22 protein-coding genes are annotated in these 23240 nt (G+C 70.3%); 10 read left to right on the plus strand and 12 right to left on the minus strand.

The genetic code is table 11. The features are described from left to right. Positions 1-40: 40 nt before the first annotated feature. A complete protein-coding gene (locus OG331_RS27820) occupies positions 41-1825 on the minus strand; it encodes a helix-turn-helix domain-containing protein (protein WP_406200998.1) in 1785 nt (594 codons plus the stop codon). A gap of 226 nt (positions 1826-2051) precedes the next feature. On the opposite strand from OG331_RS27820, the gene OG331_RS27825 reads away from it, so the two are divergent. Both OG331_RS27825 and OG331_RS27830 read left to right on the plus strand, forming a co-directional pair. Then, the gene (locus tag OG331_RS27825; RefSeq protein ID WP_406201000.1) at positions 2052-3068 is read left to right on the plus strand and encodes an ArsR/SmtB family transcription factor; all 1017 of its coding nucleotides are present in this window, start codon (positions 2052-2054) and stop codon (positions 3066-3068) included. Positions 3069-3121: 53 nt separating this feature from the next. Continuing rightward, positions 3122-3748, plus strand: a complete 627-nt coding sequence (locus tag OG331_RS27830; protein ID WP_406201003.1) for an HAD family hydrolase — start codon at positions 3122-3124, stop codon at positions 3746-3748. On the opposite strand, the gene OG331_RS27835 is transcribed toward OG331_RS27830, so the two are convergent. Beyond that, a complete protein-coding gene (locus OG331_RS27835) occupies positions 3724-3975 on the minus strand; it encodes a hypothetical protein (RefSeq protein WP_328880877.1) in 252 nt (83 codons plus the stop codon). The genes OG331_RS27830 and OG331_RS27835 overlap by 25 nt on opposite strands. Before the next feature lie 165 nt (positions 3976-4140). Here OG331_RS27835 and OG331_RS27840 point away from each other — a divergent pair, with 165 nt between their 5' ends. Continuing rightward, entirely contained in the window at positions 4141-4524 is a 384-nt protein-coding gene (locus OG331_RS27840) for a cold-shock protein (RefSeq protein WP_328426909.1), read from the plus strand. A gap of 118 nt (positions 4525-4642) precedes the next feature. Here the strand turns inward: OG331_RS27840 and OG331_RS27845 are convergent, their stop codons facing one another. The 4 genes from OG331_RS27845 to OG331_RS27860 form a co-directional block, all read right to left on the minus strand. Further along, a complete protein-coding gene (locus tag OG331_RS27845) occupies positions 4643-5503 on the minus strand; it encodes a 1,4-dihydroxy-6-naphthoate synthase (protein ID WP_328880878.1) in 861 nt (286 codons plus the stop codon). Beyond that, positions 5493-6209 (minus strand): futalosine hydrolase, encoded by a 717-nt coding sequence (locus OG331_RS27850; RefSeq protein WP_406201008.1) that lies wholly within the window; start codon positions 6207-6209, stop codon positions 5493-5495. Before OG331_RS27850 ends, OG331_RS27845 begins: the two co-directional genes overlap by 11 nt. A 26-nt stretch (positions 6210-6235) precedes the next feature. Further along, positions 6236-6709 carry a DUF2771 domain-containing protein gene (locus OG331_RS27855; protein WP_389444917.1) on the minus strand — a complete coding sequence of 158 codons (474 nt, stop codon included), beginning with the start codon at positions 6707-6709 and terminating at the stop codon, positions 6236-6238. An 82-nt stretch (positions 6710-6791) separates the two neighbouring features. Beyond that, the gene (locus tag OG331_RS27860) at positions 6792-8219 is read right to left on the minus strand and encodes an MFS transporter (protein WP_406201011.1); all 1428 of its coding nucleotides are present in this window, start codon (positions 8217-8219) and stop codon (positions 6792-6794) included. 324 nt (positions 8220-8543) lie between these two features. Between OG331_RS27860 and OG331_RS27865 the strand changes: the two genes are divergently transcribed. Next, on the plus strand, positions 8544-9470 hold the full coding sequence (locus tag OG331_RS27865) for a DUF3027 domain-containing protein (protein ID WP_406201014.1): 927 nt from the start codon (positions 8544-8546) through the stop codon (positions 9468-9470). 43 nt (positions 9471-9513) lie between these two features. Here OG331_RS27865 and OG331_RS27870 read toward each other — a convergent pair whose 3' ends face one another. The 4 genes from OG331_RS27870 to OG331_RS27885 form a co-directional block, all read right to left on the minus strand. After that, the gene (locus OG331_RS27870; protein WP_406210318.1) at positions 9514-10062 is read right to left on the minus strand and encodes a Uma2 family endonuclease; all 549 of its coding nucleotides are present in this window, start codon (positions 10060-10062) and stop codon (positions 9514-9516) included. 119 nt (positions 10063-10181) lie between these two features. Continuing rightward, positions 10182-10811 (minus strand): Uma2 family endonuclease, encoded by a 630-nt coding sequence (locus OG331_RS27875; protein ID WP_363039009.1) that lies wholly within the window; start codon positions 10809-10811, stop codon positions 10182-10184. 52 nt (positions 10812-10863) lie between these two features. Then, a complete protein-coding gene (locus OG331_RS27880) occupies positions 10864-11709 on the minus strand; it encodes a helix-turn-helix domain-containing protein (RefSeq protein ID WP_406201017.1) in 846 nt (281 codons plus the stop codon). A gap of 200 nt (positions 11710-11909) precedes the next feature. Further along, the gene (locus OG331_RS27885; RefSeq protein WP_406201019.1) at positions 11910-12383 is read right to left on the minus strand and encodes an ATP-binding protein; all 474 of its coding nucleotides are present in this window, start codon (positions 12381-12383) and stop codon (positions 11910-11912) included. 156 nt (positions 12384-12539) lie between these two features. Between OG331_RS27885 and OG331_RS27890 the strand changes: the two genes are divergently transcribed. The 3 genes from OG331_RS27890 to OG331_RS27900 all read left to right on the plus strand — a co-directional run bounded on the left by OG331_RS27890 (position 12540) and on the right by OG331_RS27900 (position 14424). Next, the gene (locus OG331_RS27890; protein ID WP_406201021.1) at positions 12540-13415 is read left to right on the plus strand and encodes a helix-turn-helix domain-containing protein; all 876 of its coding nucleotides are present in this window, start codon (positions 12540-12542) and stop codon (positions 13413-13415) included. Beyond that, on the plus strand, positions 13412-13624 hold the full coding sequence (locus tag OG331_RS27895) for a DUF397 domain-containing protein (protein WP_406201023.1): 213 nt from the start codon (positions 13412-13414) through the stop codon (positions 13622-13624). The genes OG331_RS27890 and OG331_RS27895 overlap by 4 nt, the downstream gene beginning before the upstream one ends. Before the next feature lie 68 nt (positions 13625-13692). After that, complete coding sequence (locus tag OG331_RS27900; RefSeq protein ID WP_328426920.1) at positions 13693-14424, plus strand: hypothetical protein; 732 nt, start codon at positions 13693-13695, stop codon at positions 14422-14424. Between the two features lie 471 nt (positions 14425-14895). Here OG331_RS27900 and OG331_RS27905 read toward each other — a convergent pair whose 3' ends face one another. Continuing rightward, on the minus strand, positions 14896-15552 hold the full coding sequence (locus OG331_RS27905; protein WP_384189237.1) for a contact-dependent growth inhibition system immunity protein: 657 nt from the start codon (positions 15550-15552) through the stop codon (positions 14896-14898). Between the two features lie 21 nt (positions 15553-15573). Further along, positions 15574-17703, minus strand: coding sequence for an RNase A-like domain-containing protein (locus tag OG331_RS27910; protein ID WP_406201026.1), 2130 nt, complete (start codon positions 17701-17703; stop codon positions 15574-15576). Positions 17704-17916: 213 nt separating this feature from the next. Between OG331_RS27910 and OG331_RS27915 the strand changes: the two genes are divergently transcribed. The 3 genes from OG331_RS27915 to OG331_RS27925 all read left to right on the plus strand — a co-directional run bounded on the left by OG331_RS27915 (position 17917) and on the right by OG331_RS27925 (position 23197). Continuing rightward, complete coding sequence (locus tag OG331_RS27915) at positions 17917-21039, plus strand: sacsin N-terminal ATP-binding-like domain-containing protein (protein WP_406201029.1); 3123 nt, start codon at positions 17917-17919, stop codon at positions 21037-21039. Between the two features lie 263 nt (positions 21040-21302). Further along, the gene (locus OG331_RS27920) at positions 21303-22082 is read left to right on the plus strand and encodes a calcium-binding protein (protein ID WP_406201031.1); all 780 of its coding nucleotides are present in this window, start codon (positions 21303-21305) and stop codon (positions 22080-22082) included. Between the two features lie 194 nt (positions 22083-22276). After that, positions 22277-23197 (plus strand): hypothetical protein, encoded by a 921-nt coding sequence (locus OG331_RS27925; RefSeq protein ID WP_406201034.1) that lies wholly within the window; start codon positions 22277-22279, stop codon positions 23195-23197. The last annotated feature ends 43 nt before the right edge of the window (positions 23198-23240 follow it).

Here is a 23240-nt window from a genome sequence, read left to right on the forward strand (position 1 = left end):
GCCTCCTGGAAGGGGCCGGGCGCACACACGTCTGCGGGGTTCACTCCGCGAGGTGTTCGATCAGCACCGGTTCCTCGCCGATGCCGATCCGGTCGCCGGGGCGGGCGCGTACCGTGCTGCCGTCCATGTGACGCAGGCGGTGCGCGCCCTTGTCCAGTGACACTTCGGTCCGCCCGTGAACGGACCAGCGCACGGTGAACGGTGTGCCGTCCCGACCGTCCCGACCGTCCCGCTGGAAGCGGCAGGAGTACATGCCCGGCGGCAGGTCCATGCGCGTGCCCCGCCCGCAGGCGGTGATCCGGGCGCCGTCCAGCCACGCTGCCAGTCGTCCGACGCGCTTTCCGGGCTCTGCCGGGGGGCCGCCCACCGGCTGGACGATGATCGGCACATGGGTGCTGCCCCAGTTGTAGAAGTACATCCGCCGCACGCCGTAGTGCCTCCCGTAGAGCCCCGAGAGATAGAAGCGCACCGCGTAGTCGCCGGCTTGGCGGGCATCGAGCGGCGGCGTCGAGTCGATGTCCCACTCCGGGCCGGTGTTCCACAACTCGATGTCGTGCACGTTCTCCTCGTGGAGGAGGTTCCGCATGCTCCGCGAGAGCTCGATGATCTCCTCCGGCCGGCCGTCCCCCTTGCGCGGCGGCATCTTCAGCGCGGCCGCGTCGCAGTGTGCGTAGGCGCCCGTCCGGGCGAACTCCCGCAGCAGCGCCCGGCCTTTACCCGTCCACAGCGATCCGAAGGACGGGCAGGCCAACCGTGCGTTCGGGTCGATACGGCGGATGATCCGCGAGGCGCGCTCAACCATCTCGCCGAGGGTTTCGAGGCTCCCTGCGTACATCAGCGGGTGGCTGGGATAGTCCCACAGCTCGTACGACTCGATACGGCCGCGATAGCGCGTGGCGAGCTTCTCCACGAAGCGGTCCCAGACCTTCAGGTCGTCCGGCGGCGAGGCCGACGAATCGGCGAAGCCGGACTTCCGGCCGTCCGGGGCGGCCCACCAAGGTGTGCCGGCGATGGTGAACAGGACGGGCAGCCGCTCCCGCTCGGCGGCCCTGACCAGGCGCTCCAGCGTCGTCCAGTCGTACCTGCCCGGGGAGGTCTCGATGGTGCCCCAGCGGGTTTCGCTGTTCCACAGCCGTACTGAGCCGGTGCGGAAGCCGGGCATACCGCCCGTGTCGCTGTTGATCGTCATGCCCATGAACTCGGGTGCTATCGGGCGTGGGGCCTCGCTCCACTCCGGTCCCTCGGGGCGCTGCCCGCCGCCGGTGCCGGTTCCGTCTCCTCCGGTGTTCACCGTGGCGGGGCCGGGGGCGCCTTCGACGTCCCGGCCCCGGCCGCCGTCGTACGTGGGGGCACTCCCGGCCGAGGTGATGACGAGGGCGAGCAGCAGTGCCGCCGGGCGCAGCCAGGTGCGCGCCACCAGGGGCAGCCGGGCGCCGAACCCGCGCCCGCCGCTGCCGACGTCGTGGCGGCCGGCCTCCGCCGGGAGCGCGTGCGCCGGCGGTTCTGCCGGCTCCACCGCCTGAGCCGAATCCGGTAACTGCGCGTCCTGTTGCCCCGTGTCCCCCGCAGTCTCCCGGTACCACGCGCGATAGAGCCGGTTCAGCTCCGCCGGACTCGCCCCGCTCACGCGGGCCACGCATTCGACCACGCCGAACGTCCCCGGGACGGTGGTGCCCTGGCAGTAGCGGTGGAGGGTGGACCGGCTGAGTCCCGTGCGATGGGCCAGCGCCGCATAACTGCGCCCACTGCGCCGCTTCAGGTCCTCCAGTAATTCCGCCAGTTCGGATGGTCCGGACCGTCCCGTCGATCCGCCGTCGGACAGCATCGCATCCCCGATTCCTCGCCCCCGATGTGTGGGACGCGCGTACCGGCCGTCTCACCGCCGCGAAAAACCGCAGCTGGTGTCCGTACCTCCGTCCCACCGTCCCATCTGCCCGTTTCTTCTTGCCAGGGAACCAGCGGGCGGAGCAAGGTCACGGAGACACCGCTCGGGTCACGGGGGAGCGGTGTCCCACACGCTTGGCACATCGGGGGACAGCACCATGCTGCGCATGCACTTCACCGCGGGAGACATCGCCCGCACGCGGGTCGCCGACGGGCCGGACCGTTTCTGGGAATCCGTGTTGAGCCTGCACCGGGTGTGGGAGAAGCGCCCTGAGCCTGACCTGACCGGCTGGCGGAAGCACGTCATCCGGAACGCGCAGGCGCCGCTGCGCCTGCTGCTGCCGCTGGTTCCCGCCCGCGGCTACTTCCCGGACTTCCTCACTCCCGCGGCGAGCGCCGAGGGCTTCGAAGCGGGCCTGGACGCTCTGCTGTCCACACCACGGCACGAACTGCGCGACCAAGTGGGCCGGTTGGCGGCGAGCGGTTCTCCTCCTGACGGATGGGCCCGCTCCGTCGCCGAGGGCACGGCACCGGCGCTCCGGCGGCTCGGTGGAGCCCTGCGCGACTACCAGCGCATCGCGCTGTGCCCGTCGTGGCAGCACGTCCGCGCGCGGACCGAGCGGGACCGCACCTGGCGCGCCCGCACCCAGTGGTCCAGCGGTACGGACGCCTTGCTCCGTACCTTCGGTCCTGGCATCCGCTGGTGTCCGCCCGTGCTGGTGGCCGACTATCCGGTGGACAAGGACCTTCATCTCGACGGGCGCGGGCTGCTGTTGATCCCGTCGTACTTCTGCCGCCGAAGGCCGGTCGCCCTGGCCGACCCGTCCCTGCCGCCGACGCTCGTCTATCCGGTCTTCCCGGGCCATCCGGCACGGTCTCCGGCGGCGGGGGCGCTCCTGACGGCCGACGCCGTGGGCTCGCATCTCGCGCGCCTGATCGGACACACCAGGGCCGCGGTCCTTCAGGCGCTCGGCAGTGATTGCAGCACCAGTGAACTGGCCCGGCGCGCCGGGGTCTCCGTCTCCTCGGCCAGCGAGCACGCCGCGGTCCTACGCGGCGCCGGTCTGGTCTCCAGCACCCGGCAACGCAACGCCGTGCGTCACTCGCTCACCCCCGTCGGCCTCGCCCTCCTCGACGGCCGCGCCTCCCAGGCACCCGGTGAGCCCTCCCACCGGCGCCGGTAGGCCCGTCAGGTCGCCACACCCCATTCAGCCCGGAGCCACAGGGCGCAGGCACAATGACCCATATGGCATTCACCGTCGGCTTCGACCTGGACATGACCCTCATCGACTCCCGCCCCGGCATCCACGCCTGCTACACGGCGCTGGCCGAGCGCACGGGGACGTACATAGACGCCGACCTCGCGATCACACGGCTCGGGCCGCCGCTGGCGGAGGAGCTGATCAACTGGTTCCCGGCGGAGCAGGTCCCGGCCATCGCCGACCGGTACCGCGCGATGTACCCGACGATCGCCATCGCCGCGACCCCCGCCCTGCCGGGCGCCCGCGAGGCGATCGCCGCCGTACGGGCCGCCGGCGGGCGCGCGATCGTCGTCACCGCCAAGTACGAGCCGAACGCCAAGCTGCACCTGGAGCACCTCGGCATCGAGCCGGACGCGGTGATCGGCAACCTCTGGGCCGAGCAGAAGGCGGTGGCCCTGCGCGAGCACGAAGCGGGCGTCTACGTCGGCGACCACGAGGGCGACGTCCGCGCCGCCCGCGCGGCCGACGCCCTGTCGGTCACGGTGGCGACGGGGCCGTTCAGCACGGAACAGCTGGGCGCGCTCGGCGCGGACGTGGTCCTCACGGACCTGACGGAGTTCCCCGGCTGGCTCGCCCGCTACCTCGAAGCGCCCCGCGCCTGACGCCGTCCGGCCGCGACGGACTGCAGTACGCCGACACCGGCGACGAGGAATCCGACGCCCATCAGCATGCTCAGTCCGAACATGTAGGTCGGAAATGGCGTCGTACCGAGCAAAAACGGGGCCACCGTGACCAGAGTGGCCACGGCACCGATGAAGAAGACGACCGCACCGGCACGGATCAGTCGGTCGCCGGGAGCCGCGGAATTCGTTTGGGTTTTGTCACGCACCGGACCAGGGTAGTTCCCTGCGCGAAGGAACAACCGGGCGACGTCTTGTCACCGGCTCCGGGAGCATTAGCCTTGGTAGCGGCGGGTCATGGTCGACCCGCTGTAGTGCTATCAAGAGCCGTTTTCAGAAGCAGTTTTCCGACGAGTACGAGGACGAGGACAGACGTGCCTACCGGCAAGGTCAAGTGGTTCAACAGCGAGAAGGGCTTCGGCTTTCTCTCCCGCGACGACGGCGGTGACGTCTTCGTCCATTCCTCGGTCCTCCCCGCCGGAGTCGACGTACTCAAGCCGGGACAGCGAGTGGAGTTCGGGGTGGTCGCCGGTCAGCGCGGTGACCAGGCCCTCTCGGTCACCATCCTCGACCCGACCCCCTCGGTCGCGGCGGCCCAGCGCAAGAAGCCGGACGAACTGGCGTCCATCGTCCAGGATCTGACGACCCTCCTGGAGAACATCACGCCGATGCTGGAGCGGGGCCGCTATCCCGAGAAGACCGCCGGCAAGAAGATCGCCGGCCTCCTCCGCGCGGTCGCCGACCAGCTCGACGTATAGCTCTCGCGGACCCCGGGAATTCCTGGGGGAAATCCAGCACCTCCCGGCCGAGGGGCGACACCAGCCCCTCGGTCGCCGCACGTCCGAGCAGCACGCGCACGGCCGCGGCGGGTGAGGTTCAGGGGAACGACAGGGCTTCGGGCCCGAGTGCGGGCGTCAGCCCTTCCGCCGCCGCGCGTGTCAGCAGGCCCCGCACGGCCGCGTAGCCGTCGTCACCGAGGTCGGCCGTGAACTCGTTGACGTACAGGCCGATGTGCTGGTCCGCGACGGCCGGGTTCATCTCCTGGGCGTGCTCCATGACGTAGGCGCGGGAGGCTTCCGGATCGTCCCAGGCGGCTCGGACGGAGGTGCGGATCGAGTCGGCCAGGAGAGTCAGCCGCCGCTCGCCCAGGGAGCGCTTGGCGATGATCGCGCCCAGCGGGATGGGCAGCCCCGTGGTGGCCTCCCAGTGCTCGCCCATGTCCGCGAGCTTGTGCAGCCCGTAGTTCTGGTACGTGAAGCGCGCCTCGTGGATGACGAGCCCCGCGTCGACCTTCCCGTCCCGCACGGCGGGCATGATCTCGTGGAACGGCATGACCACGATCTCGCCGACCCCGGAGGGCAGCGTGTCGGCGGCCCACAGGCGGAACAGCAGATACGCCGTCGACTTCTCGCTCGGCACGGCGACCGTACGGCCGCTGAGGTCCACGCCCGGCTCGCGGGTCAGCACCAGCGGGCCGCAACCCCGGCCCAGCGCGCCCCCGCAGGGCAGCAGGGCGTACTCGTCGAGGACGTACGGCAGCACGGCGTACGACACCTTCAGCACGTCGAACTCGCCGCGCTCGGCCATGCCGTTGGTGATGTCGATGTCCGCGAAGGTGACGTCGAGCGCGGGGGCGCCGGGCACCCGGTCATGGGCGAGGGCGTCGAAGACGAAGGTGTCGTTCGGGCAGGGCGAGTACGCGATCCGCAGGGGCTGTCGCTGCTGTTCACCGGTCATGTGGGTGCCAACTCTCCAGGACGGGCGTGAGCTTCCCGAAGGCCTCGGTGAGGGCCGCCAGCGCGTCGCCGATGCGCCAGGCGGCGCGGTCGCGCGGGCCGACGGGGTTGGACACCGCGCGCAGCTCCAGCACGGGTGTGCCGTGCGCGGCGGCGGCCTCGGCGACGCCGAAGCCCTCCATGGCCTCGGCCAGGGCGGTGGGGTGGCGCGCGCGCAGTCGCGCGGCGCGGACGGCGGTGCCGGTCACGGTGGAGACGGTGAGGACGGCACCGGTGCGGGCGCCGGTGGCGGCCGCCGCTTCCCGTACGAGTGCTTCGGGCGGACGGTGGGTGACGGTGCCGAAGCCCAGCTCGGTGACGGGCAGGAAGCCGTCGGGGGTCTCGGCGCCCAGGTCGGCGGCGGTGATCTCGTCGGCGACGACGAGGGAGCCGACGGGGGCGTGGGGCGCGAAGCCGCCGGCGATGCCGGTGGAGACGACCAGGCCGTAGGGTGCGCCGTCGCGGGCGGCCGTGGTGAGGGCCGACGCGGTGGTGGCGGCGGCCCGGGCAGGGCCTACGCCGACGGCGACGAGGTCGATGACCGGCCGGCCGCGGCCGCCCGCGCCGGGTGCCGCGTCGGCGGACCCGAGCAGCACCCGCCCCTCGTCCGCGGCTGCCGCGAACGCCCGGGCCACCGCGTCCCTCTCCACGGGGACGGCGGTGGCCACGAGCACGTGCAGCCCAGCGGCAGGGATCAGCTGTCCTTCTTGAGCTTGAAGGACCACAGGCCCGTCACGTCCCGCTCGCCCTCCTTGATGGAGACCAGCGTGGAGTCGCCGCTCGCGCCGTACTGGGCGTTGAAGAACACGCTGCCCGGGACGGTGCGGTACGTCTTCGTGCTGGAGTCGGTGAGCGGCTGGCCGTTCATGAGGATCGTCCAGCCCTCGTCCGCGATCTCCGGGTCGACACCGAAGCGCACGGTCTCGTCCGGGTCCACCTTGATGGACTCGATGCCCTTGTCCTTCAGGCAGCCGGCCAGGTCCGCGGTCTTCACGGCCTCGCCCTCGCCACCGCAGGTGGCCTGCGAGTGGACGGAGGAGGTGCCTACGGTGACCGTGGCCAGCGGCGTCGGCTTGTCGCAGGCCGAGAGGACGAGCAGTCCGGCGGAAACGGCGCCGGCGGCGGCGAGCGCGCGGCGGCGTCGCACTTCGGATTGCAGCGTGGTCATGGGCGAAGGCTATCGGGAGCGTGTGACGCTCTCTCTACGTGGGGGGCGGCGTGCCGTGGGCCGGGCGGGCGGACTCAGCGCGTCAGGTCACGCGCGGGTGGTTGTGGCCGCCGTGCCGTGCCGAGCCGATCAGGCCCTTGATGGTGGTCAGCCAGCCGACGGCGACGATCGTCGCGCCGACCAGCAGGCCCAGGGAGCCCTTCAGCGGCAGCACGATGCCGATCGCCCCGCCGAGCACCCAGGACACCTGCAGCAGCGTCTCGGAGCGCGCGAAGGCCGATGTACGGACCAGTTCGGGCACGTCCCGCTGGATCAGCGCGTCCAGGGACAGCTTGGCCAGCGCCTGGGCGAACCCGGCGGTCGCCGCGAGGAACGCCACCACGACCGCGCCGAAGAAGGCCGCGGCCGTGAGCGCCGCCAGCAGCACGAAGCCCACGACCGTCACGATGATGATCTCGGGCGCCCGGGAGCGCAGCCACGCGCCGACCGCCGTACCGCACGCGTTCCCGACCCCGGCCGAGACGGCGACTATGCCCAGCGACACGGCCGCGCTCTGCCCGGACATCGGGTTCTCGCGCAGCAGGAACGCCAGGAAGAAGATCAGGAAGCCGGAGAGACAGCGCAAGGCGGCATTGGCGCCGAGGGCGTGGGTGACGGCGATGCCGACCGTGCGCAGCCCGGGGCGCTTGACCGGGTGCCGGTGCGGCCCGTGCAGGTGCTGCTCGTCGGCCGCCAGCAGCGCGGTGTCCTCGCCCTTGGCCGAGTCGACCTTCGGCGGCAGGGTGAACGACAGGATCGTGCCGGCGACGAAGATCACAAAGGCGCCGTAGAGCGGGTAGCGCGGCCCTAGCGCCTGGAGTCCCGCGCCGATGGGGGCGGCGATGCCGGTGGCCAGCAGGCCGCCGAGCGTGACTCTGGAGTTGGCCTTCACCAGGGAGAAGCGCGGTGGCAGGAGCCGGGGCACCACGGCGCTTCTGACGACGCCGTAGGCCTTGGAGGCGACCAGGACGCCGAGCGCGGCCGGATACAGCTCGATGCTGCCGGTGGCGACGGCCCCGGCCAGCACCAGCGCGAGCATCGCCCGGGCGAACATCGCGCCGGCCATCGCGGCGCGGCGGCCGTGCGGGATGCGGTCGAGGAGCGGGCCGATCACGGGCGCGAGGACCGTGAACGGCGCCATGGTGATGCCGAGGTAGAGCGCGACCCGGCCGCGGGCCTCGTCGGTGGGGACGGAGAAGAAGACGGTGGAGGCGAGGGCGACGGTGATCATCATGTCCCCGGCGCCGTTCACCGCGTGCAGTTCGATCAGCTTGCCGAGGCCGGACTCACCGGCGCCGTGCGCGTGGGTGGCCTTGCGGATGCCGCGGGCCGGGCCGCTGAACGGGAAGTGCAGGGCACGGCCGAGCGCGCGGAGGGAGCCGCGCTTCCGGCCCGTCCCGCCACCTCGATTGCGGCCGCCCTTGGCGCCACCGATGCCGGTGGCTCCGTTGGGCTGCCTCGCGGTTGCCACGACGCAATAGTGCCCCGAGATGGGGGTGGGTAGTGCGGTTACGGCGCGTATGGAGGGCAGGGACTCGGATGGGCACGGGGCAACCGACGGCCCGGTGGCAAGGGTTCCGCCGCCCGCCGCGAGCGGTGAAAGGGCCGTCGGTGTAGGCCCAGCGCCCGCGAGCAGGTAGCGTGCGTATCTCAGCCATCCCGCACAATGGATGACGTAGGTGCGCCCGAGCGTGATTCGGACGCGGACGTCGACGCGGCCCACAGGTCCGCTCCGTCTGCCCCATCACCTCAAGGCACCGCACCCGAGAGACGGCGTAGGAGAGAAGCGATACCTGTGAGCGCAGCGACAACGCGAAGCCGCACCCCCGACCGTCTGTGCGCCGAGGCGGTCGACCTCGCCCGCAGTGCCGCCGAGGAGGCCGCCGCGCCCGGCGTCGTGGGCGAGCACGCGAGTCTGGTCTCCGAGGGCGACCGCGTTGTCACGCACTTCTTCGAGTGCAAGGAGCTCGGGTACCGCGGCTGGCGCTGGGCGGTGACGGTGGCCCGCGCCTCCCGCGCGAAGGTCGTCACGCTCGACGAGGTGGTCCTCCTGCCGGGCCCGGACGCCCTCCTCGCGCCCGAGTGGGTGCCGTGGAGCGAGCGCCTGCGCCCCGGCGACATGGGACCGGGCGACCTGCTCCCCACGGACGCCGAGGACCTCCGCCTGGAGCCCGGCTACACCGGCGAGGACGAACCGGGACCGAATTCGCCGTTCTCGCAGGAGATGGCGGAACTGGCCGAGGCGGAGGACGCGGACGTCACCGCGACCGCCCCCGCGAACCTGCCGGCGGCGCCCTCCCGCGGCTCGATCGCCGCCGTGGCCGAGGAGCTCGGCATGCGGCGCGCCCGGGTCCTGTCCCGCTACGGCCTGCACGTCGCCGCGGACCGCTGGGAGGAGTCGTACGGCGCCAAGACCCCCATGGCCCAGGCGGCCCCGGCCTCCTGCGTCACCTGCGGCTTCCTGGCCCCGATCGGCGGCTCCCTCGGCCAGGCCTTCGGCGTCTGCGCCAACGAGTTCTCCCCGGCCGACGGCCGCGTGGTGTCGCTGACGTACGGCTGCGGCGGCCACTCCGAGGCCGCGGTCATGCCCAAGCCCCCGCGCCCGGCTCCGCCGGTGATCGACGAGACCCGCGTGGACCCCTTCCCGCTGCGCCCGGCGCCGGACTCGGGGTCGGTGTCGGTGGGGGCGGACGGGGACTCGGAGGAGCTGGGGCACTCGTAGTACGCGGTGAGGAGCCGGCGACGGCTTCTCTTCCCGGCCGAGGTCAGGGCACGAGGATCTTGAGGTCGATGTCGGTCGGGAAGGGGACGGCGGCCTTCAGACGCTCACGGTGGATTCCGGTGGCCACGTACGTGCCGGTCATGGTGTCGAGTTCGTAGGTGTGCACGGTGGGTGCCCCGGCCTCGTCCTCGACGCGCCAGAAGTGGGGGATCCTGGCCTGTGCGTACTTGAAGGGCTTCAGGGACCGGTCGCGGTCCGCGGACTCCTCCGAGACGACCTCGATGACCAGGGCGACGTCGGCGGGCGCGTACCAGGTGCGGTCGGGGTCGTATGCGGCGGTGGTGACCAGGATGTCGGGCTCCGGGCGGCTCTTCTTGTCGAGCCGGACGGTCATCTCGCGCTCGGTCTCGAATCCCTCCGGTGCCGTTTGCCGAAGCGCGAAGGTCAGGTTCCCCACCAGCCGGGAGTGCCAGGACCGGTGCGGCGGCATCCTGAAGATCAGGGCTCCGTCGATGAGTTCGGTGTGCCGCGGTGCCTGCGGGAGGTGGTCGAGGTCGTCCGCTTCCCAGCCGCTCGGCCTGGGCGGGATCATCCAGTCGGGAAGTTCGGCGGTCACGGCAGACCAGTTTCCAGCTCACGCCGCCCACAGTGCGTCGGGGTGCGGCTCGGGACGGGGGATCAGCTCGGGTCCGTGATCGGGCTGGTGGCTGCTCAGGATGCCGTCCTCCCGTCTGCCTTGTCCTCGCCCTCGGCCTGGTATCGCGGCAGGTTCTCGGTCGAGATCGTCCAGTCCGCGATGGTGACGTCTTCGCCGTACAGGAAGTCCTTGCGGGTCGCGTAGCGGGGGCCGTCGGGGGTTGCGTGGATGTCGGTGAGGACGGCACCTGTGCCGGTGCGGGGGTCGAAGACCGCGTAGACGGGGATGCCGATCAGAGGGTAGTCGCGCATCTTGGTGACCCAGTCGTTGTCGGGGTTGGAGCGCGACACAACCTCGATGGCGGCGATGAGCGTGAGGGGGTCGAAGGAACCCGGGACGTCCATGTCGGCCATGGCGATGACCATCATGTCGGGTCGGCGCATGATGCCTGCGCTCGCGTCCTCGACGTCGGGTTCGCCTGTGTGGGCCACGATCTCTTCCGGCATCGTCTTTTCGAGGCGCCTTCGCAGATGCACTGTGGTCAGCTCGTGCGGACCGACGGGCGCCATCATGTCGTGAACGATCCCCTCTTTGGTGACTTCGAATTTGCCGGGCAGCGTGTCGTCCATGGACTGAACGAAGTCGCGCATGGCCCGATAGCGGTGGGAGGCGCCCTGTCGCGCGTTGTCCGGGGCGATGGTCATGGCGCTCGCTCCTCGTGGTCTGTGCCCAGGGGCAAGGATCGTCGCTTTCATGCTAGGCGGCCTCCAAGAGGTTGGTTCGGCAGTCTCGGCAGCGGCCGGGGCCGGGTGCGCGGAAGGCACGGTCGCAGCGCTCGCAGGTCTGGAAGGGATGGCGGACGGTCGGCGGTGGTGCCGGGGCGCGGAACGGAGGCGGGGGTGGTAGCTGAGCAGTCAGGCGGTGAGCCAGGAGGGCCGACGGTCGGCACAGGGGCTCTGGTGGCAGGTCGGCGGTCAGGGTGTGGCGTACGGCGGTGGGACCGACGTCGCGCTCCAGCCAGGCGGCGACGCCGGGGGCGAGGTGGGCCGTGTCCTGCTCGCTGAGCAGCAGGCGGGTGTCGTGGCGGCGGAGGTCCGCGAGTAGCTCCGTGGCTGTCTGGAGGAGCGCGGGAGCCGGGTAGGCGGGCTGCGGTACGGCCGGGAGGGGCTTGTGGGGTCGGGGGGTTCGCTTCTTCCGGGGCGGCGCGGCCTGGTGGTCCTGCGTACGGCGGTGACCTGGCTGGTTGCAGGAGACCGTGCGGGTGACGATGCGGCCGGCGGGAGTGCGCTCGCGTTCTCGGCGCAGGTAGCCGTGGGCTTCCAGCTCGCGCAGGGCGGCGGCGATACGGGTCGTGCCCTCGGGGAAGCGGGCGGCGAGGGTCTTGATGTCGACGCGGGCGCCCGCGGGGAGCGACTGGATGTGGACGCCGAGTCCGATCGCGAGACCCGACAGCTCCGGGTGCTGGGCGAGGTGGTTGCCGATCACCGTGAAGCGGGTGGTGTGGCGGGCGTTGTCGTGGCTGAGGCCGCCCGCGTGGGAGTGGTTTTTGCCCGCGATACGGGACTGGGCGCGCGAGGGCGCGCTAGGGTTTTGGGTATCCATCGGGAAGGGGCTTGTCTTCCTAGGTGGTGAGGCCCTCGCACTGGGATTGCCGTCCCGGCGAGGGCCGTCGTATGTCTGCGGTTGTGTTGCGGCGAGCGTAAGGCAGGCAACCTGCCCCGAATCCAGCCGAGTTGGTGATGTTCACCCGGTTGGGTGAGTTTGCGCCGTGGGCGGGAAGGGTGGGGCTTGGTGAGGTTCTTTCACCGGTTTGTTCTTTGAGGGAGACCGCCCGTGTCACCGGTGAACGGGTTTCCGGGTTCCGGTGAAAGGGCGACTTCGGCCCAGACCGTCTTGCGTGGAGGCAGGCCTGGTGAAGTGCCCCAGCGGTCGGCCAGGGCCTCGACGATGGTGAGTCCGCGGCCGGACTCCGCGTCAGGGGTGGGGCTTTGGGGATCGGGCAGCCGGTCGCCACATGTGTCGGTGACTTCGATACGGAGGGTGCCGCCGACGACGTACAGGAGCAGCAGGAAGTCCCGACCGGGGACGCGACCGTGCGTGACCGCGTTGGCGGCCAGCTCGGCCACGATGTGCGCCGCCGGGTCCAGAGGCAGGCCCCAGCTGCGGAGTTGTTCCGTGGCGAGGAGTCGGGCGAGACGGGCGCCGCGAGGGGTGGGGGAGAGCTGCACGCTGAAGTTGCGGACACGGCTGGCGAGTTCGGGGGATTTCTGCGTCACGTCACTCAGCGTGGTGGTGCGTGCTTACTGTGAACAGTGACTCAACGGGTGCGTACGGTGACTGTCCGGAGCTTGTCCGGTGGTGTCCGGGCTGTCGGGGCGTTGGGTGAGGGTAGGGCGCTGCTGCACGGTGGCGGTACGACGGAGGGGTACGGGATGTCGGTCGAGGCGGACGCCGGACGGCTCAAGACGGAGGCGGACGAGCCGGGCTGGGAGGTCGATCCGGACGACGAGTGGGGGATTGCGGTCATCGCGACCGTCGGGCGGCAACTGAAGCTGCGGCGGGAGGCGGTGGGGATGCGGGCCGCCGAGTTCGGGAGGGCGGTCGGGTACGGGGAGGACCTGGTCTACAAGATCGAGGGTGGGAAGCGGATTCCTCGGCAGGAGTATCTGGTCAAGGCCGACGAGGTGTTGGGGGCGGGTGGGCTTGTCGCCGCGACGTGGGAGGACGTGAAGAAGGTCCGGTACCCGAAGAAGGTGCGGGCGCTGGGGGAGATGGAGGCCAAGGCGGTCGAGCTCCAGCTCTACGATCCGCTCAACGTTCATGGCCTGTTGCAGACGCCGGAGTACGCGCGGGGGCTTCTCTTGATGCGACGCCCCGCGTACACAGAGGATGAGGTGGAGCGGTTCATCGCAGCGCGTGTGGCCCGCAAGGCGGTGTTCGAGCGGGACCCGGTGCCGGAACTCAGCTTCGTCCTGGAGGAGTGGGCGCTGCGACGTCCGCTCGGAGGCAGGGTGGCGTTGCGTCGCCAGCTTGAGCATCTGCTGGAAGTGGGGCAGTTGAGGAATGTCGAGCTTCAGGTCATGCCGATGGACCGCGAGGAGCACGCTGGGCTGGCCGGTGGGATCGAGGTGCTGAAGTTCGAGGACGGCTCGGCCGTGGGGCGTTCGCCGGCCGTGGCCAACGGCCGCCCGGTCACGGAGCCCAAGCAGCTCCTTATCCTTGAGCTGCGGTATGGCATCATCCGGGCGCAGGCTCTCACGCCACGTGAGTCGACGGCCTTCATCGAACAACTGCTGGGGGAAACATGATCCGCAACGCCTCGGCCGGGGATGCCTTCGAGCTGGCGTGGTTCAAGAGCAGCTACAGCAGCAGCAGCGAGGGCGACTCCTGCGTAGAGATCGCGGTAGCCCCCCGCACCATCCACGTCCGCGACTCCAAGTACCGCGACACCAGCCCCCGACTGGCGCTCGCCCCGCAGGCCTGGGCAGCCTTCGTCACGTACGCGTCCGAGGTCTGACCCCCGAAAAGCGAGTGCACGCGTTCGAGCCGGTGGGATACGTTCCTGCCTGTTCGAAGGGGGATCTCGTGGCGAAGCTGAATCAGATCATCGCTGTCGAAAAGGGCGTCAAGAGCAAGTCGCTCCAGGACATCACCGCGGCGCACCACAAGGTACAGAAGCCCGCGCTGCTGGCCGGTATCTCGCGTACGTACCAGCCGAAGGACGAGGAGGGCGAGCAGCTGCCGCCGGAGTCCACGCGTGTGCAGGTGCAGGCGGAGGACGTGCTGCGGGAGATGTCCGCGTCGCTGACCCGGCTGTTCGACGTGACCGCCACGAAGGACTGGGCCAACTGCTCGGCACGCGCCGACGTCACGGTCGACGGGCGGACGGTCGTCGCCGACGTTCCGGTCAGCTACCTCCTCTTCCTGGAGAAGCAGCTCACCGACCTGCACACCTTCGTCAAGAAACTTCCGACGCTCGATGCCGCCGAGTCCTGGTCCCCCGACCCGTCCACGGACTGGTGGAAGACGGACCCGGTCCGCACGATCCGTACGAAGAAGGTTCCGCGCAACCACGTGAAGGCGGAGGCGACGGAGAAGCACCCGGCGCAGGTCGAGGTGTACTACGAGGACGTGCCCATCGGGTACTGGACGACCGTGAAGTTCTCCGGGGCCCTTCCGGCGCGGCGGGTCAATGAACTGGTGGAGCGGGTCGAGAAGCTCCAGCAGGCTGTGAAGTTCGCCCGCGAGGAGGCCAACGGTGCCGAGGTCACCGATCAGCGGGTCGGCGACGCGGTGTTCGGCTACCTGTTCGGCTGACGCCGGTCACGAGTAGCCTCCATGATCGCCCCCGCGTGCGAGCGCGGGGGTGCGCAACAGGCGCGGGCCGGGATTGAGGCCCGGTTCGCGCGATGAGCGCAAGCTGACACTGAAGTTCAGCCTGAAAGACGCGGTGACAGTGAAGGTTCGAGTCCTTCCCCCGGCACTACGACACCCATCCGGGCCGGGGTAGCCCAACATGGAAGAGGCAGCCGCGATCAATCTCAGACTCTCGCTCCAGTCTCAGCATTGCCGCCGATCGCCGGATCGACCGAGGCCGGACGAACGCCGTCGGATGCGAGTTCGACTCTCGCCTGCACCTCTTGCGTGGTGCGGTAGTTCAAAGGAAGAACACGACGGCATGATGACTGATCCGACCTCTTAAACGCCGCCGGCGTGCGCAATTGGGTGGCATCCCCAGGGGCCCGGGAGCTGGATACGACTCCCGGGCTCCGCCACGTCCAGGTATCGCTACGCGGCAGTGATTCGCCGGCGGATCAGTTCCAGCCATTGCCGGAGTGACGTCTCGTCCGGCGGCAGAAGGTCGAGGCCCAACGCCGTGGTTGCTGTGTGGAGTTCCTGCTCCGAGGCCACCATCGTCAGAAGCTCCGTGATCTCCTGTGCCGCCTGTGCACGGTCTTCCGGTACGGCCTCGACGACGTACTCATCGACAGCCGCCTCGGGAGAGGCGTAGAACTCTGCGTAATTCCGGTGCAAGTAGGCGCCGAGGAACTGGCTCAGCTCGGGGAAACGCTCGTTCCATTCCCAGGCGTTCTGCGGGTTTATCTGGGGAACTCGTGACGGGTCTTGCAGGAATCGCTGGAGGTGTTCCCGCGTGATACGCAGGCAGTCCTCCACGCTGCTGCCCATCGGAGGGCGGATGTGGGGAATGTTCTCCACGTCGTCCGCGATCTCTTCGGAGAACAGTCCGATGGAGAGTAGCTCATCGATTTGCTGTACGGCTGTTGCGGCGCGGGCCGGGTCATGAGCGGCAATTCTGAGATACGAGGCCAGGCCGGGGCCTGGGGTATCTGCGGTGTCAGTGAACGTGAAGCCGGTGTATGCGTAGGCTGTCAAAAGGTCGCTGAGTTCGTAGAATCGCGGCTCTGACGGAAGTGCCTGACTCATGAGTTGCTCCAAGCGTGCGCGCTAGGGCTGGGGGAACGATGTGAGGACGCGGTATCCGGACGGCGCCGTCGGGTCTGCCTTGAGAATGACGCGGACTCCTCGTACCCATTGCGTAGGCTGCCCATGGGTGAAGTCGTAGCGAGTGAGGTGGAGTCCTGTGTTTTCGGTGAACTCTGCTTCCAGTCGCAGTGGTGCTTTTGCGCCCCTGGCCAGCCAGTCGGATATCTTCCGTTGATTCTCCCTGGTGGTGAGGGTCTTGTCAGTGAAGCGTTGTGCCGAATCGACGTCAACGTAGCGTGAGTCCGCTTCGAGCTTTGCGTTCTCGCGCAGACGCTTACGCATGCCAGCAATGGTCTTGTCGACGTGCCTGTCGATCGTATGAGCCTTGCTCTTGCCCCCAAGGCTCTTCCCCTCGTCACCACGGACATCCGCACGGTGCTCCGGGTTCTGGCGCCCCTTGCGCTTGCTCCTCGGCCAAGCGTTGTAGTCCCCGCCGGACCCGTTCGACGCGCCCAACCCCATGAGCACGACGCCGGCCGTACCAAGCACCCCGGCACTCAGCGCCGCCTCCGCCGTAAGTGCGCCGACCATCCCGCCTCCGGCCAGCGCGAAGCCTCCCGGGGGAAACAGGGCGAGCAGCGAGAGCAGGAGGAGGGCGAAGCCGAGGTGGATCAGGAAGGTGTTCAGGGCGTCGAGGAGGTGGAGCGTGCGGATGGTCCTGCCGTCGGGGCCCGCGGCGCCGAGTCCGCGCCACAGTAGGAGCACGCCGGTGGTCGCCGCCCCCAGTGCCGTTCCGACACGGAAGCGGTGGGCCGCCAGTACCTCCCCCAGCGGCTGTGCCGATGCGCGACGCCAGGTGCGTAAAAGGGTGACCAGCTGGTACGCGACCCAGGCCAGGGCGGCAACGCCGAAGCCCATGAGGATCTTCGGCCCCGCACCGGTACTGAAGTACTCCTGGAGGCCGGCCGTGGAGGTGAACGAGCCGACGCCCAGGAACAGCAGTGCCGGGAGCATGAGCACGCACGGGATCAGCAGGAGCCATCGCTCGCGGGTACGCCGCGCCGCTCGGCTCGCCTTCAGCCAGGCGCGGATGTTCAGCGACTGCCAGGCACGCCTGTTGTCGGAGGCGTCCATCCGGGTGGTGATCCCGGCGACCACTCGACGTAGGTCCCTGGTCTCGCCGGGCGGCGTCGACTCGGCGGCTGCGTACGGCAAGGAGCGCCGCAGCCTGACGTAACGAAGGACGATCAGCAGGCTCCACGGCAGGCGCCAGGCCGCGTACCGCAGCAGTGCTCCCAGGCTGTCGCCGTCGGCACGTTCGGACGCGAGGAGTACGTCGGGCATGGTGCCCTTGGCGCGGTGGAGCCGGCGCAGGTCCGCGGCCATGGCGATGGCCAGGCACACGAGTGGCGCGGCCCATGCGAGCCCGTTCAGGGACTCCAGCCATTCCCTGGTCCCGGCGGAGTGTTCCTGCACCGCGTAGTTGTTCACCGTGTGGTGGGCGGCGGCAGCCGCGATCGGGAGGATCGACAGCAGGCGTATCCAGCCGTGCGCGCGCCACAGCAGCCCGACCCCGAAGCCGGCCATGGCCGTGAACACCAGGTGAGTGAACGTTTCCGTGACCGGAGGGCCGCCCAGGTCCAGCTGGCTGAACGGGGCCGGGAGCCACGACGTGAGCACCTGTCCCAGGCCCGGCACATACGGCGGGGACAGGCTGTCGGGGACGATCCAGCCCTCGCCGCGGGTGATCGCCCGGTCCGCGTCCAAGCCGAACCGGAGAACCGCCTCCAGCAGCCCGAAACCCGCCCCCAGAGCCGCGCCCACCACGACGAAGTCGGTCAGCCCCCACTGGCGGCGGACCCGCAGGCTCAGCCCCGCCAGCAGCAATGGGGAAACCTTGAGTAACTCCTCCACCCAGGGAGCGACCGTGTAGCTGGTGGTGTTCACCACCGTCACCAGCGACCGGCCCGACTGCTCCGCGTAGACGCGGGTGTAGGCGAACTCCACCAACGCCGTCGCCACGCCGCACCCGTACACGCCCACCGCCAGGGCCAGCAGCACGGTCGACAGGCGCACCGAACGCGTCGGTGAGGAGATCGCGAAAAGTTGCAGAACGCCCCAGACGGCCGCCACCGCCATCACCAACGTCACGCCAGGCCCCCGATGCACCGGAACAACAATCGATTCGCGATGGTGAACGCGATGCCAGGCAGTCAACTGCCGGTGCGGCAAGGGAGTTGTGAGACGGCCGTCCGGTGAGCCGGCCCGGGAGGTCGGAAGGCGCGTCCGCGGCGCCGCGGGCGGGAAGCGCATGCGCCTCCCATCGGCGGTACCTTCATCATCACGCCGATGAGGAGAGTCAACGTGAGCAAGTTCGTGCGGCCCGCACCCGAAGGCGCCGACCCGTTCGGCACGGCCCGCCTGCGTCGCGGTGTGCTGGATGCCTGGGCCACCAGCCCCGCCCGTTTCCGGGAGGACGCCAACGCCGAGGAGGACCTCGTCCTCGGCGGGTACCGGGACCGGCTCGTCGTCGAGCTCGCTCAGAACGCCGCCGACGCAGCCGCCAGGGCGGGAGTGCCCGGAAAGCTCCGGCTCACCCTCCGCGAGGGTGTTCTCGTCGCCGCCAACACCGGTGCTCCGCTCGACGCGGCCGGCGTCGAGTCGCTGGCCACCCTGCGCGCCTCCGCCAAGCGGGACTCGGCCTCCGTCGGCCGGTTCGGGGTCGGCTTCGCGTCCGTGATCGCGGTCACCGACGAACCCGCTGTCGTCGGGCGGCACGGCGGTGTCCGGTGGTCCCTCGCCGAGGCCCGCGAACTGGCCCGGGAGACCGCGGCACACAACCCCGGGCTCGGGGACGAGATCCGGCGGCGGGACGGTCATGTTCCGCTGCTGCGCCTGCCGTTCGCCGCCGAGGGCACCGCCCCGGACCCCTACGACACGGTCGTCATCCTCCCCCTGCGCGACACCGCCGCCGCCGACCTCGCAGAGCGGCTGCTGCACTCCGTCGACGACGCCCTGCTCCTCGCCCTGCCCGGGCTGGAGGAGGTCGTGATCGAGGCCGGCGACGCCGAGCCGCGCACCCTGCGCCGCGCCGCCGACGGCCCCTTCACGGTCGTGGAGGACTCCGCCAACGGCGTCACCCACTGGCGTACGGTCGACGCCCACGGCGCGCTCACGCCCGAACTGCTCGCCGACCGCCCGGTCGAGGAGCGGCTGCGCCCCCACTGGTCGCTCACCTGGGCCGTCCCGGTCGACGCCACGGACAGCACGCCCGCCCGGCCCCGCACGGCTCCCGTCGTGCACGCGCCCACACCCAGCGACGAGGCCCTCGGCGTCCCGGCCCTGCTCATCGCCTCCTTCCCCCTCGACACCACCCGTCGGCACGCCGCCCCCGGCCCGCTCACCGACTTCCTCGTGCAGCGGGCGGCGGACGCGTACGCCGAACTGCTCGCCGACTGGCGCCCGGTGAGCGACGGCATCATCGGTCTCGTACCCGGCCCGCTCGGCAAGGGCGAACTCGACGGTGCCCTGCGCCAGGCCGTCCTGGAGCGCCTGCCCCGCACTTCCTTCCTGCCGCCCGCCGTCGAGCCGCGGGAGCAGGACTCCGAGCTGCCCGAGTCCCTGCGGCCCCGGGACGCCGAGGTGGTCGAAGGCGCGGGCGCCGACACCGTGCAGGTCCTCGCCGAGGTCCTGCCCACCCTCCTCCCCGCCGGGCTCGAACGGCGCGTGGAGCTGCGGACGTTGGGCGTCGCCCGGGTCCCGCTGACCGACGCGATCGACCGGCTCGCCGGGCTGGAGAAGGCACCGGACTGGTGGCGGCGGCTCTACGACAGCCTTGCCGGCGTCGACCCGGACCGGCTGTCCGGCCTCCCCGTGCCGCTGGCCGACGGACGCACCACCATCGGCCCCCGGCAGATCCTGCTCCCCACCACCGACGGCGCCCCCGTCGACCCGGAGATCCTGGCCCGCCTGGGCCTCAAGGTCGCCCACCCCGACGCCGCGCACCCGCTCCTGGAGAAGCTCGGCGCCCTCCCGGCCACGCCCCGCGCGGTCCTCACCACACCCCAGGTGCGCGCCGCGGTCGCCGCCTCCCTGGACGAGGACGGCGCGCTGAGCTGGGAGGAGGACACTCCCGACGCCGAGGAACTGGCCGACACCGTCCTCGCCCTCGTACGCGAAGCGGGCCTGGAGCCCGGTGACGAGCCGTGGCTCGGCGCCCTCGCGCTGCCCGACGAGGAGGGGGAGCCCGCGCCCGCCGGCGAACTCGTCCTCCCCGACAGCCCCTTCCACCAGGTCATGCGTGACGGCGAACTCGCCACCGTGGACGCCGAACTGGCCGAGAAGTGGGGCGAGCAGCCCCTCGCCGCCTGTGGTGTCCTCGCGAACTTCGCCCTCGTGCGCGCCACGGACGTCGTTCTCGACCCGGACGAACTGGAGCCGCGCGAGGGCGACTTCGCCGAGCCCGACGACGCGGGCCTGCTGGACGCCGTGGACGTGTGGAGCGAGGACGTCCTCGACCGCTTCCCGGACACGCCGGTACCGCCGGTCGCCACCGAGCTGATCGCCGTACGCGACCTGGACCTGGTGGACGACGACAAGTGGCCCCAGGCCCTCGCCCTGCTCGCCCAGCCGCCGCTGCGGGACGCGCTGACCCAGCAGGTGCGGATCCTGCTGCCCGACGGCACGCACGAGGTCGTACGGCCGTACACCGCCTGGTGGCTGCGCGGTCACCCGGTGCTGGACGGCCGCCGCCCGGCCGGGCTCCTCGCCGCCGGCGGCGACCCGCTGCTGCGCGGCCTGTACGACGAGGCCGACGCGACCGGCTTCGAGGACGAGCAGGTGCTGCGGGCGCTCGGGGTGCGCACCTCCGTCGCCGCGCTGCTAGACGAGCCGGGCGGCGGCGCCGAGCTGCTCGACCGCCTCGCCGACCCGGACCGCCCCGTCACCTCGGCCCAACTGCACGCCCTGTACGGCGCCCTGGCCGACCTCGACCCGGAGCAGGTGACCCTGCCTGACGAGCTGCGGGCCGTGATCGACGGGCGGGTCGAGGTGGTGGACGCGGCGGACGCGGTGGTCGTGGACTCGCCCGACCTGCTGCCGTTCACGGCGGGGGTGCCGCTGCTTCCCGTACGGCCTTCGCGGGCCGCCGAGCTGGCCGAGCTGTTCCAGGTGCGGCGGCTGAGCGAGTCCGTCACCGGCGACGTGGACTCCGAGGGCACCGAGCACGACGTACCGGAGTCGGTGCGGGTGCTGCTCGGCGCGCGGACGCCCCAGTCGTACGTCGAGCACGAGGAACTCGTCGTCGACGGCGTGGAGATCGACTGGCGCCACACGAACGACGGCACCCTGCACGCCTCGACCCTGGAGGGCGTCGCCGCGGGGCTCGCCTGGGCGGCGGGGCAGTGGCCGCGCCGGTTCGAGGTGGCGGCGCTGCTGGAGGATCCGTCGCGGACGGGGGAGCTGGCGCGGGACCGGTGGTTCGACTGAGGGGCGGGGCCTGACCGCCTTCCCTGCCGATCAGTCCGCGTCGGCGAGCTGCGTCGCCGGCATCGCGACTCCCACGGTGCCCCCGTTCGGCTGATCTTGAAATTACTCGCACAAATCTCTCACGAGTCGTACAACCTTTCGCATGCCTCGCGAATCTGATCACGAGAGTCAACGGACTCCTTGATCACTTGGGCCCCGTGCACACCCACGAGCCGCTGGGTGCGACCGGGCGGGGCCCTTTGCAACGTGGGGAAGAACAACACATGCGCATGCGTGCCACCCTCGGCGTCGTGACCGGCGCCCTGGCCCTTTCCGCTCTTGCCGTGCCGGCCGCCCAGGCCGACGAGGTCGAGGGCGACACCGCGATCTCGAACGTCGTGGTGAACGGTGGCAAGGCCGCGGTCGTCGGTTCGACCGCGAAGAAGACCATCACCGTGACCTTCACCGTCAAGGACAACTCGGGCGTCGACTGGGCGCAGGCGATCCTGTACCACGGTGCGAACATCGACAGCTCCGACTCCGGTGCCGTGGCCAACGGCAGCGACGGCCGTGCGACCTGCACGGTGGTCAACGCCACGACGTCGAACTGCAAGTCGACCTTCGACCTCAAGCCGGGCTACAACCTGATCAACAAGGTGGCCGGCACCTGGAAGGTCTGGGCGATCGCGGTGGGCGACGACGCCGACTACGTCCAGAAGGACAACGCCAAGAGCTTCCAGGTCCAGCGCAACTCCCAGCTGACGGTCAACGCCTCGCCGGAGCCGGTGAAGAAGGGCAAGACCATCACGGTCACCGGCAAGCTCTCCCGGGCGAACTGGGAGGACAACAAGTACCACGGCTACACGAACCAGTCGGTGAAGCTGCAGTTCCGCAAGAAGGGCAGCAGCACGTACAGCACCGTCAAGACGATCAAGTCGAACTCGACGGGCGAGCTGAAGACCACGGTGACCGCGTCGACGGACGGCTACTTCCGCTACAGCTTCGCGGGCACGAGCACGACTCCGGCCGTCAACGCCACGGGTGACTTCGTCGACGTCCGGTGAAACCGGGCAATCGCCGCTCGTTCACTCAGCGTCAGTAACGCTTACGCAACATCCACACCAGCGGCACAACCCTCCACTCGTGCCGCATATCTGATCTTGTGAGCCAACAGGCTCCAACGATCACTCGGCCCCGGTGTGATCGCGAGACACGGAGCTCTGCGATCCACCGGGGCCCTTCTCCACGTGGAGAACGCATGCGCATACGAGCCACTGTGGCCGCCGTCTCCGGCGCCCTGGCCCTCTCCGCCCTCGCCGTGCCGGCCGCGCAGGCCGACGACACCGTGAGCCGTGCGGACGTCGCGAAGATCCGTGAGGCCGCGCACGCCGCGTCCGGCAAGAGCGCGTTCGGCACCCGCGCCCCCGAAGAGGGCCAGCCGTACGCCCTGAACGTCTCCTTCTCCAACTTCAAGATCGCCAAGGCGGTCAAGGTCGGCACGACCAACCACGTCTCCACCAAGGTGACGTACAAGCTGACCCACGGTGCGGACCTCGACATCACCGCCGCGGACTTCTACACCGACCCGTACATCTACAAGGGCGCCTTCGACGCGCCGGACAACATGCTGTTCGGCAACAACTACGGCAAGTGCACGCCGAGTTCGTCGACCACGGCCGACTGCACCGGCACGATCGACGTCTACCCGGCCGACGGTGAGCTGTGGAACGCGGACGCGGGCAGCTGGAAGGCCGGCGCGATGGCCATCGCGTTCAACGGGCAGGACCCCTCGGCCGAGTCCTTCGACATCACCAAGGTCGGATACGCCGACAAGGGCGGCCTCGCCACCACCCTGATCCAGCGCAACTCCCAGCTGACGGTCAACGCCTCGCCGGAGCCGGTGAAGAAGGGCAAGACCATCACGGTCACCGGCAAGCTCTCCCGGGCGAACTGGGAGGACAACAAGTACCACGGCTACACGAACCAGTCGGTGAAGCTCCAGTTCCGCAAGAAGGACAGCAGCACCTACAGCACCGTCAAGACGATCAAGTCGAACTCGACGGGTGAGCTGAAGACCACGGTCACCGCGTCGCAGGACGGCTACTTCCGCTACAGCTTCGCGGGCACGAGCACGACTCCGGCCGTCAACGCCACCGGTGACTTCGTCGACGTCCGGTAGAACACCCCCCTCAGGGGCGCGGGGAACTGCGCGACCAGCCACA

Source organism: Streptomyces sp. NBC_01017 (genome assembly GCF_045162795.1).
GTDB classification, from domain to species: domain Bacteria; phylum Actinomycetota; class Actinomycetes; order Streptomycetales; family Streptomycetaceae; genus Streptomyces; species Streptomyces machairae.

Bases quoted from the DNA above. Each gene is read 5' to 3' on its own strand.
- OG331_RS27820 (WP_406200998.1), bottom strand. From the start codon at position 1,825: ATGCTGTCCGACGGCGGATCGACGGGACGGTCCGGACCATCCGAACTG.
- OG331_RS27825 (WP_406201000.1), top strand. From the start codon at position 2,052: ATGCACTTCACCGCGGGAGACATCGCCCGCACGCGGGTCGCCGACGGG.
- OG331_RS27830 (WP_406201003.1), top strand. From the start codon at position 3,122: ATGACCCATATGGCATTCACCGTCGGCTTCGACCTGGACATGACCCTC.
- OG331_RS27845 (WP_328880878.1), bottom strand. From the start codon at position 5,503: ATGACCGGTGAACAGCAGCGACAGCCCCTGCGGATCGCGTACTCGCCC.
- OG331_RS27855 (WP_389444917.1), bottom strand. From the start codon at position 6,709: ATGACCACGCTGCAATCCGAAGTGCGACGCCGCCGCGCGCTCGCCGCC.
- OG331_RS27870 (WP_406210318.1), bottom strand. From the start codon at position 10,062: ATGATCCCGCCCAGGCCGAGCGGCTGGGAAGCGGACGACCTCGACCAC.
- OG331_RS27875 (WP_363039009.1), bottom strand. From the start codon at position 10,811: ATGACCATCGCCCCGGACAACGCGCGACAGGGCGCCTCCCACCGCTAT.
- OG331_RS27880 (WP_406201017.1), bottom strand. From the start codon at position 11,709: ATGGATACCCAAAACCCTAGCGCGCCCTCGCGCGCCCAGTCCCGTATC.
- OG331_RS27890 (WP_406201021.1), top strand. From the start codon at position 12,540: ATGTCGGTCGAGGCGGACGCCGGACGGCTCAAGACGGAGGCGGACGAG.
- OG331_RS27895 (WP_406201023.1), top strand. From the start codon at position 13,412: ATGATCCGCAACGCCTCGGCCGGGGATGCCTTCGAGCTGGCGTGGTTC.
- OG331_RS27905 (WP_384189237.1), bottom strand. From the start codon at position 15,552: ATGAGTCAGGCACTTCCGTCAGAGCCGCGATTCTACGAACTCAGCGAC.
- OG331_RS27920 (WP_406201031.1), top strand. From the start codon at position 21,303: ATGCGCATGCGTGCCACCCTCGGCGTCGTGACCGGCGCCCTGGCCCTT.
- OG331_RS27925 (WP_406201034.1), top strand. From the start codon at position 22,277: ATGCGCATACGAGCCACTGTGGCCGCCGTCTCCGGCGCCCTGGCCCTC.